Here is an 11,768-nt window from a genome sequence, read left to right as displayed (position 1 = left end):
TATGACGGCTGGATCGGTGATTTCATCGAAGAGCGCCGCCTGAAAGGGCTTGCACAGATAGAACAGATCCTGGAAGCGCTGAGCGAAGTGGGTGGGAAGGGCATTATCGTCCCTGCCGCCTGGGGGATGTTTACTTTCCGCCTGCCACCTATGACCTCCCCACGAAGTGTAGAAGGTGATCGCCAGGCGGTGAGTGCTTCGCTGCGGTGGCTCGACCAAGTCGCTGCAAGAACCGGCACCACTGTCTTTCTGGAGCCGCTTAATCGTTATCAGGACCATATGATCAACACGCTTGCCGATGCCAGACGCTATATCGAGGAAAACCATCTCAGGCACGTACAAATTATCGGCGATTTCTACCATATGAATATCGAAGAAGACGATATCGCTGCCGCGTTACACGATCATCGCGACCTGCTCGGTCATGTCCACATCGCGGATAATCACCGCTATCAACCAGGCAGTGGGAGTCTGAATTTCGCTGCGCTTTTTAATCAGCTTCGCGCGGATGACTATCAGGGATATGTGGTTTACGAATGTCGCGTTCGTGCCGACGATCTGGCTCAGGCGTACCAGAAATCACTGTCCTGGTTGCGTGAGTGTTAAGGATGAATTACGAAATGCGTACTACAAACACGTCGCCATTGCGCGTCGCCATTATTGGTGCGGGGCAGGTGGCGGACACGGTGCATGCAGCATATTACGCCACCCGCAACGATGTGCAGATGGTTGCCGTGATGGATTGCCATTTGCCTCATGCGCAGGCTTTTGCGCAACGCCATGCTATACCCGCAGCGTATCAGGATGTATCGCAAATGCTGCAGGAAGCCAAACCTGACGCTGTCAGCGTCTGCTCACCCAATCGCTTTCATTTTGAACATGTCATGGCGGCGCTTGAGGCAGGTTGTCATGTGATGTGCGAAAAACCGCCGGCCATGACACCGCAGCAGGCCGGGCAGATGCGTGATGCGGCCCGGAAAGCCGGAAAAGTACTGGCCTATGATTTTCATCATCGCTTTTCGCGTGATGCCCAATTACTCCGTGATGCTTTTACCAACGGGACTTTAGGCGAAATTTATGTCACGACGGCACAGGCGCTGCGTCGTTGTGGTGTACCTGGCTGGGGTGTTTTTACCAACAAAACGTTGCAGGGCGGCGGACCGCTGATTGATATCGGTATTCATATGTTGGATGCGGCGATGTATGTGCTGGGGTTTCCGGCAGTGAAGCGCGTCACCGCCCATAGCTTCCAGCGGTTGGGTACCCAAAAAAACCGAGGTCAGTTCGGCGAGTGGGACCCGACGACATATACCGTAGAGGACGCGCTGTTTGGAACCATTGAATTCAACAATGGTGGCATTCTTCGGCTGGATACCTCCTTTGCACTGAATATTCGTGAAGCGTCAGTCATGAACGTGACATTTTGTGGTGAGAAGGCGGGAGGTATGTTGTTTCCGGCACACATTTATGAAGATATTGATGGCGATTTACATACTTTGCTGCAACGCGAAGAAGCTGACGACCAGCGCCATCTACGCAGTATGGAAGCCTTTGTCCGTCATATTCAGGGAGAACCAGTCATGATTGCTGATGCGGAACAGGGACTGGTTATTCAGCGTCTGGTCGCAGCACTCTATGAGGCGGCAGAGAAGGGAGAATGCGTCGAATTATGCTGACTCTCACCACTTTAACCGATCCGGCTTTTTGTCCGCACAGCCTGAATAAATACGCGTCGCTGATGATCAGCGGTAACGGCTATTTGGGGGTTCGGGGCACCCATGAAGAGGCTTATACCAGCCAAACGCGGGGCATGTACCTTGCAGGGCTTTACCATCGGGCAGGGAAAAATGAGACCAACGAACTGGTTAATCTACCTGATACCGTGGCTATTGAATTACAGCTTGACGGAGAAATCTTTACGTTGCTTGCAGGGGAAATCGTCAACTGGCAACGGGAACTCAATTTTGCCGATGGAGAGCTGCGACGGAGTGTGATCTGGCGTTCGACGGCAGGGAATCGCTTTCGAATTGACAGCCGTCGTTTTGCTTCGCTGGATCAACTGTCTTTACTGGGATTGCAGTTTTCTGTAACACCACTCGATGCGCCGGCACAAATTAATCTGTCAACTGGTATTGACGCGACGCAGACTAACTGCGGCAGACAACATCTGGATGAAGTTTCTGTACGGGTCTATGGCGAGCATATTTTACAGGGACTCTACCGGACGCAGGACAACGCGGCAGACGTTGTCATCTCTGCATTCTGTCAGCTTTCGACGGCAAGTGAACGTTGTTTTACCGCCAGAAACCGCCGGCTGAATTGCCACCATTCCCTGGCGGTGCCGCAGGGGGAAACGGTTACTCTGGAAAAGATAGTCTGGGTAACGCATCGACACGAACAAACGGTTTCGCAGGAATCGTTCGCTAAAAAAGCCATCGTAGCCCTTGAACACTGTGTGGCTCAGGGCTATGAGGCACTGCTGCAACAAAACACGAAGGCATGGGAAACCGTCTGGCATCGTAGCCGCGTCACCATCGATACAGAAGAGAAGGACGATCAACAAGCGCTGGATTATGCTGTCTGGCACCTCACAGCCATGACCCCCGCGCATGACGAACATTGCAGTATTGCCGCAAAAGGATTAACGGGAGAAGGATACAAAGGACATGTGTTCTGGGATACCGAAATTTTTCTGTTGCCTTATCATCTGCTTACCCATCCGGAAACCGCCCGTAATCTGCTGCGCTATCGCTGGTTAAACCTTGCAGGTGCGCGCGAAAAAGCCCGTCGTCATGGCTGGCCTGGCGCGCTGTTTCCCTGGGAGAGTGCGGCGAGTGGTAACGAGGAGACGCCGGAGTTTGCTGCTATCAATATCCGTAGTGGTCTGAGGCAGAAAGTCGCCTCCGCGCTGGCGGAACATCATATTGTCGCCGATATAGCCTGGGCGGTGGTGACTTACTGGCACGCCACCCACGATGAGGCATTCATGCGTAAAGAGGGGTTGGCACTGCTTATTGAGACCGCAACGTTCTGGATGGGACGCGCGACTGAGGTAAACGGTCGCCTGGAAATTCATGATGTTATTGGTCCGGATGAGTATACCGAGCATGTCAATAACAATGCTTATACCAACTATATGGCCTGGCACAATGTCTCGCAGGCGCTGGCATTTATGCAAATGTTCAATCATCAGGAGACGAGTTTTACGCCATCTGCGCAACGCTTCCTGCAACGGCTGTGGTTGCCGCAAGCCAACGAGGACGGTGTCATTGCTCAGGATGATACTTTTCTGAGCAAACCTGTTATCGATTTACAGCGTTACAAAGCGCAGGCAGGCAAGCAGACGATTCTGCTGGATTTTTCACGGGCAGAAGTGAACGAGATGCAGATCTTAAAACAGGCGGACGTGGTGATGCTCAACTATCTCCTGCCAGCGCATTTTACGCTTCAGCAGTGCAGGGCAAACCTTGCGTTTTACGAACCCCGAACCATTCATGATTCGTCACTCAGTAAAGCCATTCACGGTATTGTGGCTGCCCGCTGTGGTGACATCGACACAGCCTATCGTTTCTGGCGTGACGGTGTGAAGATTGATTTGGGTGACGATCCGCATAGCAGCGATGATGGGATCCACGCTGCGGCTACGGGTGCCATCTGGTCCGGCGTCATTCAGGGCTTTGCAGGGCTGGATATGACGGACGGGGAACTGCGGTTGAATCCTGCATTACCCACCTCATGGCAGCGGATTCGCTTCCCGTTGACGTGGCGTAATGCGCAACTGGAGGTAGACATTGAAAACGACACGATCACCCTTAACAGCGACGAACCGGTGTCATTGATGCTCTGGGGAAAGCCGATTGTCGTATCAGGGCGGCAATGCTGGCAGCGTAAGGATTTTAATGTTACTGAAATTGGGACCGCTACCATGGAGGGGAGTAATGAATCTTAAAGCAGTCATATTCGATCTTGATGGTGTTATCACGGATACAGCCCATCTCCATTTCCGCGCGTGGCGTACGGTCGCAGGCGAGGCGGGTATCGATATTGATGAGACGTTTAACGCCGGATTGAAGGGGATCAGCCGCATGGAGTCTTTGCGGCGGATCCTGTGTCATGGCGGAAAAGAAAACGCTTTTGACAACGAACAACAACAGGCGCTGGCGCAGCGGAAAAATACGCTGTATGTGCAATCGCTGGCGTCGCTGACCAGGGACGCGTTATTGCCAGGCATTCGTCAGTTACTGCACGATATCCGGCTGGCAAACGTGAAAACAGGTCTTGCCTCGGTATCGTTGAATGCACCACGCATTTTAAGCGCGCTGGATATGGGGGCAGCCTTTGATTTTTGCGCAGATGCAGCGCAGATAGCGCGCTCGAAACCCGATCCGGCAATTTTTCTGGCGGCTTGTCAGGGGCTTGGCGTCAGGCCGCAAGAGGCAATTGGTATTGAGGACGCACAGGCGGGTATAGACGCTATCAATGCGGCCGGCATGCTGTCCGTCGGTATCGGTGACGATCTGCGTCATGCAGACTTGCAACTCTCCTCGACAACGGAACTGACCTGGCGTTGTTTATCCGGATTCTGGGTGGATAAACACCAACCGGACCGGGCACGATAAGGAATCCATAATGGCTCAACTCTCATTAAAACATATCGAAAAAATCTACGACAATCAGATTCATGTGGTGAAGGACTTCAACCTCGAGATCGCTGACAAGGAGTTTATCGTTTTTGTCGGTCCGTCGGGCTGTGGCAAATCCACGACGCTGCGCATGATTGCGGGCCTTGAGGCAATCAGCGCTGGCGAGTTGCTTATTGATGGCGTGCGCATGAATGATGTGCCTGCGAAGGCGCGCAATATTGCCATGGTATTTCAGAACTATGCGCTTTATCCGCACATGACCGTCTATGACAACATGGCGTTTGGCCTGAAAATGCAAAAAATCGCTCCTGCTGTCATTGAGGAAAGGGTCAACTGGGCGGCGCAAATATTGGGCCTGCGAGAATATCTGAAACGTAAACCAGGCGCGCTGTCAGGCGGTCAACGTCAGCGTGTGGCACTGGGCAGGGCAATAGTTCGTGAAGCTGGTGTCTTTCTGATGGATGAGCCGTTGTCTAACCTCGACGCCAAACTTCGGGTGCAAATGCGCGCCGAAATAAGCAAACTTCATCAGAAGCTGAAGACCACAATGATTTACGTAACGCACGACCAGACGGAAGCCATGACGATGGCGACGCGGATCGTCATCATGAAAGACGGGATCATCCAACAGGTTGGTACGCCAAAATGTGTCTATCACCAACCGGCAAATATGTTTGTTGCCGGTTTCATTGGCTCACCGGCTATGAATTTTATTCGTGGTGCTGTGGATGGAGATTATTTCGTTACTGAAACACTACGCCTGAAAATACCGGAGCATAAACTCGCTGTACTAAATGCAAAGGGATATCAACGTAAAGCGGTTATTTTAGGTATTAGGCCGGAAGATATTACGCCGTCACTGAATACTGCAGTAGATATTACGGCGAAAATCAGTGTGGCGGAACTTACCGGTGCAGAATTCATGCTGTACGTCGCTGTCGGTGGGCATGAAATGACTGTCCGTGCAGGTACGGCGCAGGATTATCGTGCCGGAGACGCTGTTTCGCTGGTATTTGAAATGCACAAATGCCATTTCTTCGATGCCGCAAATGAAATAGCTATTCAATAATATGATGTTCCGCCGGGAGTGATTATTCCCGGCATTTAATTACTCACTTAATAAGGAATGTTTTAATGCGTACTCTACTAAGAGGTACTGCGCTATTATTATGCGCAGGGGCGGTGTCTGTCCAGGCAACAGAAATGACCAGTCCCTGGCATTTTAATGTTGGTGCGATGATTGAAAGTGAAAACGTGGAAGGGCAAGGAGAAGATCAGGATGGACTGTTCGAGCCTTCTGTTTATTTTAACGCCAGCAAAGATGCATGGCGAATTTCGGTCGCGATGTATCAGGAGGGACCTGTCAATTACAGTGATAAGACGCGTGGCACCTATTTTGACCGCCCTGAGCTGGAAATACGTTATCAATTTATCGGTAATGATAATGTGACCTTCGGGTTAACCGGGGGATTCCGTAATTATAGCTATCATTTCGAAGATGAAAGCGGGAAGAACACAGGCAGCGCGAACATGCAGCGTTATAAAATACAACCTGACTGGGATCTTAAACTGGCTGATGACTGGCGTTTTAGCGGTTGGCTGGCGCTGTATCAGTTTGGTCACGATCTTGATAAAACAGGTTATTCTGACAGCCGGGTCGAGACGGAAACCGGCGTAACCTGGAGCATTAATGAGACAGTGTCGCTTAAAGTGAATTACTATTTAGAGCGCGGTTTCAATATGGACGGCAATCGTAATACGGGAGAATTCTCGACGCAAGAAATCCGTGCCTATTTACCCGTTGTGTTAGGGGCATCAACATTAACACCCTATACCCGGCTGGGCCTGGACCGTTGGTCAAACTGGGACTGGCAGGACGATCCTGAGCGCGAGGGGCATGACTTCAACCGTATCGGCCTGCTCTATACCTATGATTTCGGCAACGGGCTATCGACTTCTCTGGAATATGCGCATGAATGGGAAAATCATGATGAAGGTAAGTCGGATAAATTTCATTATGTTGGTGTTGGCGTAAACTATGCGTTTTGATACGCATAACCGCAGGGGCCGTATGGCCCCTGGCGTCAAAGAATGGCGGGAACAGACGAAAAGTGGGTTTCAACGATAACATGCTGTGGTACCTGTTTTCCGGCAATTCGCCTGAAAAGCAAATCACAACTCTCTTCACCAAGCGCACGGGTAGGAATATCAAAACCCGTAGGCGGCGGGTTTAAGATAAGCGACAACATCGGATCGCTGTAACCTGCTACAACTAATTGCGCAGGTATTTTCAGATGACATTCGTGCGCTGCACGATAAATGCTCAGTAATTTCATACTGTCAGTGGCAAATACAGCATCTGGTCGCTCTGCTGAAGATAATAATTGCCGTGCGGCTTCCAGTCCGCTTTCATGTGTATAGCCACCATCAATCATCCAGTTGGGGTTTAGTGGGATCCCCTGCTTTTCCAGACTGAATTTGTACCCGGCGAGACGATCAATAGACACATGATAATCAAGGGGCGCATGCAGACAGGCAATTTTACGATATCCTTGCTGAATTAAAGCATTGGTAAGCGCAATACTGTCATGAAAGTTATCCGTATCGACTGAATAAATATGTTGATACTGTCCTTCAACCTTACCGATCACTACCACCGGAATAGCGTATGCATCCAGTTGCGTAAAAAAGGATTCATCAGCTGGCGAACTGAGCATGATGATCCCTTTGATCATCTTCTGCTTAATTTTGCTTTCGCATTTTTTCAGATCATCTTCGCTGTTTTTTGATGTTTGCAAAATAACATCAAAACCTTCTGCTTCAGCTTTAGTGGTAATGGCGTGAAGTACTTCAGAGAAAAAAGGGTTCCCCGATGTTGTTTTCGCCGGGCGAGTGGAAATAACCATGATGGCATCAAAACCCGATGAGGTCAGAGCGCGCGCAAGTTTATTGGGTTGGTAGTTTAATGCCGCTATCGCTTTCTGTACTTTTTCGAGGGCTTCAGGAGAAATGTTCGTTTGTTTATTCAGAACCCTGGACACGGTGGATTTAGAAACACCGGCAACACGCGCAATATCGTAGATTGTGGGTGACATACCCTTGCGAACTCCATCATGGCGGAAGTAGCTATTATATTACTTGAGAAAAATCAGCAAAGACACTGTTTAAGGATTGATTATCAACGTTCAGCCCAAATCTACTGTATTCTGAGGTACATCATCGAAGTCGTCAGGCAATAGAGGAAGGCTATGAAGCGACTGAAAAATGAACTTAATGCTCTGGTTAACCGCGGGGTGGATCGCCATCTGCGCCTGGCGGTAACCGGGCTGAGCCGTAGTGGAAAAACGGCGTTTATCACCGCGATGGTGAACCAGTTGTTGAACATTCACAGCGGCGCACGGTTACCACTGCTCAGCGCCGTTCGTGAAGAGCGGCTGCTTGGTGTGAAGCGCGTGCCACAGCGGGATTTCGGCATTCCGCGCTTCACTTATGACGAAGGCATCGCACAACTGTATGGCACGCCGCCGACCTGGCCGACGCCGACACGGGGCGTCAGTGAAATACGCCTTGCGCTGCGCTATCGTTCTAATGATTCGCTGATGCGTCACTTCAAAGACACCTCCACGCTGTATCTCGAAATTGTTGATTACCCCGGCGAGTGGTTGCTCGATTTACCGATGCTGGCGCAGGACTATCTGGGCTGGTCGCGGCAGATGGTCGGGTTGCTACAGGGCCATCGTGGTGAGTGGTCCGCGCGCTGGAGGCAACTCTGTGACGGGTTAGATCCGCTGGCGCCTGCCGATGAAAACCGTCTGGCGGCGATTGCCGACGCATGGACGGATTACCTGCAGACCTGCAAACAGCAGGGCATGCATTTCATTCAGCCGGGGCGCTTCGTGCTGCCCGGCGACATGGCAGGCGCGCCAGCGCTGCAGTTTTTCCCGTGGCCTGATGTCGATGCGACTGGCGAGGCGAAACTCGCCCAGGCGGGGAAACACACCAACGCCGGAATGCTCCGTGAGCGGTTTAACTATTACTGCGACAAAGTGGTGAAAGGGTTTTATCGTGACTATTTCCTGCGTTTTGACCGGCAGATTGTGCTGGTGGATTGTCTGCAGCCACTCAACAGCGGACCACAGGCGTTTAACGACATGCGGCTGGCGCTGACTCAACTGATGCAGAGCTTCCACTATGGCCAGCGCACGCTGTTCCGCCGCCTGTTTTCCCCGGTAATTGATAAGCTGCTGTTTGCGGCGACCAAAGCCGATCACGTTACCGTTGATCAGCATGCCAGTATGGTTTCGCTGTTACAGCAATTGATTCAGGATGCGTGGCAAAACGCCGCCTTTGAAGGGATCAGTATGGATTGCCTTGGGCTGGCATCGATTCAGGCGACGCAAAGCGGGCTGATTGAGGTGAATGGAGAAAAAATACCGGCGTTACGCGGTCACCGATTAAGCGACGGGGAGCCTTTAACGGTCTACCCCGGAGAAGTCCCGTCGCGTCTGCCGGGGCAGGCGTTCTGGGAAAAACAGGGCTTTCAGTTTGAAGCGTTCCGTCCGCAGGTGATGGATGTCGACAAACCGTTGCCGCACATTCGCCTCGATGCCGCGCTGGAGTTTTTAATTGGAGATAAATTGCGATGAGCGAACCGTTAAAACCGCGGATTGACTTCGTCGGTCCGCTGGATGTGGAAAAAGAAGCCTCGCTGAAAACAGCCCACACGTTTGTGGCCGGAGAAGCGGAAAAATTTACCCCAGCGCTGGCGGAAGAGATGTTGCCTGAAGCAGGGACCGCAGAAGCGGTGGTTGAAGCGGCACTGCGCCCGAAACGCAGCCTCTGGCGGCGCATGGTGACAGCCGGGCTGACGTTGTTTGGCGTCAGTGTCGTGGCGCAGGGCGTGCAGTGGACAGTCAACGCCTGGCAGACGCAGGACTGGATATCCCTCGGCGGTTGCGCGGCCGGAGCGCTGATCATCGGTGCAGGGGTGGGGTCAGTCGCGACGGAATGGCGTCGACTGTGGCGGCTGCGCCAGCGCGCACAGGAGCGTGACGAAGCCCGGGACCTGATGCAAAGCCACGGAACCGGAAAAGGGCGCGCATTTTGTGAGAAGCTGGCGCAACAGGCAGGTATCGACCATGCCCATCCGGCAATGCAGCGCTGGTATGCCGCCATTCATGAAACACAAAGTGACCGCGAAGTGGTGAGCCTGTATGCGCATCTGGTACAACCGGTGCTGGACGCGCAGGCGCGCCGGGAGATCAGTCGCTCAGCGGCGGAATCCACACTGATGATCGCCGTCAGCCCGCTGGCGCTGGTGGATATGGCGTTTATCGCCTGGCGCAATCTGCGGCTGATTAACCGCATCGCCACGCTGTACGGCATTGAACTCGGCTACTACAGCCGCCTGCGCCTTTTCCGTCTTGTGCTTCTGAATATCGCCTTCGCCGGAGCCAGCGAACTGGTGCGTGAAATCGGTATGGACTGGATGTCACAGGATCTTGCCGCTCGTCTCTCAGCGCGCGCCGCACAGGGGATTGGCGCCGGGTTGCTCACCGCGCGTTTAGGGATTAAAGCGATGGAGCTTTGCCGTCCATTGCCGTGGATCGATAATGATAAACCCCGTCTCGGCGATTTTCGCCGGGAGCTGATAGGTCAGCTCAAAGAAACCATTAATAAACGCCCGTTGTAAGGCGGCGTCAGGCCCTTGCGCTTGTACGGGCAAGGGCAGTCAGCCGCGAAATATTGGTTCTCTTTTTTAGATAATAAATATTACATATACATCGTTGCATATTATGAATAGCAAAAGAATACTTTCATTTATCATTTTTATTTAATATAAATATGACCCTTGTTCAAACAAACACTAGAAAATTATAATAGTTGGCAATGTGTCGCTATTTTAATAAAAACATATACAGTCATTAATCGCTCTCTAAGGACATAAATATCCAGTCTCACGAGTCCAGTTGGGCTCTTGTTCGACGATGGCGCAACAGTTAGGAATATATGGAATGATTTCTGCTTGTTTTTTCTGTATCGCATACTTGCAAACATAACCATCTTTTTTTTCGGACACTGTCATTGAAGGATTAGCACCATTCCTGAGTAATAATTTTGCGAATTCAGTATTGTTTTTCCAAATGGCAGTAATTAAAGCTGTGTCAATCGGAGGAACTGCTGTTGCATTAATATTTGCCCCATGTGAAATTAAGAAGCTCGCTATTTTCTGATGTTTTTTTGTGCCATAATAACTAGCGACAATTAATGGTGTTTCCTTATATTCTCCCATGGGGCTATTAACGTCTGCCTTGGCAGTATTGACTAAAAAATAAACCGCCTCGGTATTTGCACTTCCTACAGCTAAATTTAATGCCTCATTTCTATCTGGCAATGTAATTGTTTTGCATTGTTCAATATCATCAGAACTACAACGTGCACTACTCAAACATTTATCACAAAAAAACCATCTATCTTTCAATTCATTTATCGTTGATGGGAAACTGGCAACTGAACTCAGTGATAAGTTCTTTTCATACGCAAATGAAACATATGGATAGATGACTACTACAAATAGTGAAGATATCAATGATAATATACTTCTATTTATGATTGCCATTATTGTTCTCCCATTCCTGCTTCTTTTTGTGCGGCATTGAATGCATCGCCCCCCATTCGTTCAACGGCGAGTTGATAAATACCGGCAGCGGCATGACAATTTGAAAGCGTTTCTTCAAGACCTGGAATGCCCTTTAAAGTCTTATTACACGCTAAAACTATGTTATCTCCTAATTGTGAGTCACAATATGTTTTATTACTGCCTGGGGTGCCATAACAAATATCATGGGTTCTACAAGCAGGCATGAAATTGGCACCAAACAAACTATCGGGCACATACCAATCTGATTTGTCATCACCGCATCCATATCCCCATGGATTGCCATCCGGTCTCATAGATACTGGTTTTTCCGCCTCAGAATATTTTTCCATTGATTTTTCCAATTCCGCCTTAACTCCTGGTGAATTAACAAATGGTCCTAATACATTCTGTATATCTAATCCAAGCGGATCAACGTAATTAAGTGGGTTTAGCGGATAAGCATATGGATTCCACCCACCACGTAA

11 protein-coding genes are annotated in these 11,768 nt (G+C 50.5%); 8 read left to right on the top strand and 3 right to left on the bottom strand.

All coding sequences use genetic code 11. The annotated features are described in order from the left end of the window. From ycjR to GTGU_RS03445, 6 genes are all read left to right on the top strand, one after another. On the top strand, positions 1-606 hold a 606-nt coding region (gene ycjR, locus GTGU_RS03470; protein ID WP_038154257.1), incomplete at its 5' end, for a 3-dehydro-D-guloside 4-epimerase. A 14-nt stretch (positions 607-620) separates the two neighbouring features. Further along, the gene (gene ycjS, locus GTGU_RS03465) at positions 621-1,676 is read left to right on the top strand and encodes a D-glucoside 3-dehydrogenase (RefSeq protein WP_038154258.1); all 1,056 of its coding nucleotides are present in this window, start codon (positions 621-623) and stop codon (positions 1,674-1,676) included. Further along, positions 1,670-3,949 carry a glycoside hydrolase family 65 protein gene (locus GTGU_RS03460; RefSeq protein WP_038154256.1) on the top strand — a complete coding sequence of 760 codons (2,280 nt, stop codon included), beginning with the start codon at positions 1,670-1,672 and terminating at the stop codon, positions 3,947-3,949. The genes ycjS and GTGU_RS03460 overlap by 7 nt, the downstream gene beginning before the upstream one ends. Further along, positions 3,939-4,619: a beta-phosphoglucomutase gene (gene pgmB / locus GTGU_RS03455; RefSeq protein ID WP_038154254.1), complete on the top strand. Its 681-nt coding sequence runs from the start codon at positions 3,939-3,941 to the stop codon at positions 4,617-4,619. The genes GTGU_RS03460 and pgmB overlap by 11 nt, the downstream gene beginning before the upstream one ends. Positions 4,620-4,629: 10 nt before the next feature. Next, entirely contained in the window at positions 4,630-5,712 is a 1,083-nt protein-coding gene (locus GTGU_RS03450) for an ABC transporter ATP-binding protein (protein WP_038154253.1), read from the top strand. A gap of 65 nt (positions 5,713-5,777) precedes the next feature. Continuing rightward, positions 5,778-6,692 carry an OmpG family monomeric porin gene (locus GTGU_RS03445; protein WP_038154252.1) on the top strand — a complete coding sequence of 305 codons (915 nt, stop codon included), beginning with the start codon at positions 5,778-5,780 and terminating at the stop codon, positions 6,690-6,692. A 35-nt stretch (positions 6,693-6,727) separates the two neighbouring features. Here the strand turns inward: GTGU_RS03445 and GTGU_RS03440 are convergent, their stop codons facing one another. Beyond that, positions 6,728-7,738: a LacI family DNA-binding transcriptional regulator gene (locus GTGU_RS03440; RefSeq protein WP_038154251.1), complete on the bottom strand. Its 1,011-nt coding sequence runs from the start codon at positions 7,736-7,738 to the stop codon at positions 6,728-6,730. A gap of 153 nt (positions 7,739-7,891) precedes the next feature. Between GTGU_RS03440 and GTGU_RS03435 the strand changes: the two genes are divergently transcribed. Next, positions 7,892-9,289, top strand: coding sequence for a YcjX family GTP-binding protein (locus GTGU_RS03435; RefSeq protein ID WP_038154250.1), 1,398 nt, complete (start codon positions 7,892-7,894; stop codon positions 9,287-9,289). Next, on the top strand, positions 9,286-10,335 hold the full coding sequence (locus GTGU_RS03430) for a YcjF family protein (protein WP_038154248.1): 1,050 nt from the start codon (positions 9,286-9,288) through the stop codon (positions 10,333-10,335). Before GTGU_RS03435 ends, GTGU_RS03430 begins: the two co-directional genes overlap by 4 nt. 243 nt (positions 10,336-10,578) lie before the next feature. Here GTGU_RS03430 and GTGU_RS24285 read toward each other — a convergent pair whose 3' ends face one another. After that, positions 10,579-11,262 carry an ankyrin repeat domain-containing protein gene (locus GTGU_RS24285; protein ID WP_072011898.1) on the bottom strand — a complete coding sequence of 228 codons (684 nt, stop codon included), beginning with the start codon at positions 11,260-11,262 and terminating at the stop codon, positions 10,579-10,581. Continuing rightward, the coding region (locus GTGU_RS26020; protein WP_169741156.1) for a phospholipase A2 family protein at positions 11,262-11,768 on the bottom strand (507 nt) is incomplete at its 5' end. The genes GTGU_RS24285 and GTGU_RS26020, both read right to left, overlap by 1 nt.

Source organism: Trabulsiella guamensis ATCC 49490, from assembly GCF_000734965.1.
In the GTDB taxonomy this organism is placed as follows: domain Bacteria; phylum Pseudomonadota; class Gammaproteobacteria; order Enterobacterales; family Enterobacteriaceae; genus Trabulsiella; species Trabulsiella guamensis.
This window is presented reverse-complemented; position numbering and strand designations above follow the sequence as displayed.

Excerpts from the sequence above, each read along its gene's own strand:
- ycjS (WP_038154258.1), top strand. The coding sequence starts at position 621 with ATGCGTACTACAAACACGTCGCCATTGCGCGTCGCCATTATTGGTGCG.
- GTGU_RS03460 (WP_038154256.1), top strand. The coding sequence starts at position 1,670 with ATGCTGACTCTCACCACTTTAACCGATCCGGCTTTTTGTCCGCACAGC.
- pgmB (WP_038154254.1), top strand. The coding sequence starts at position 3,939 with ATGAATCTTAAAGCAGTCATATTCGATCTTGATGGTGTTATCACGGAT.
- GTGU_RS03450 (WP_038154253.1), top strand. The coding sequence starts at position 4,630 with ATGGCTCAACTCTCATTAAAACATATCGAAAAAATCTACGACAATCAG.
- GTGU_RS03445 (WP_038154252.1), top strand. The coding sequence starts at position 5,778 with ATGCGTACTCTACTAAGAGGTACTGCGCTATTATTATGCGCAGGGGCG.
- GTGU_RS03440 (WP_038154251.1), bottom strand. The coding sequence starts at position 7,738 with ATGTCACCCACAATCTACGATATTGCGCGTGTTGCCGGTGTTTCTAAA.
- GTGU_RS03435 (WP_038154250.1), top strand. The coding sequence starts at position 7,892 with ATGAAGCGACTGAAAAATGAACTTAATGCTCTGGTTAACCGCGGGGTG.
- GTGU_RS03430 (WP_038154248.1), top strand. The coding sequence starts at position 9,286 with ATGAGCGAACCGTTAAAACCGCGGATTGACTTCGTCGGTCCGCTGGAT.
- GTGU_RS24285 (WP_072011898.1), bottom strand. The coding sequence starts at position 11,262 with ATGGCAATCATAAATAGAAGTATATTATCATTGATATCTTCACTATTT.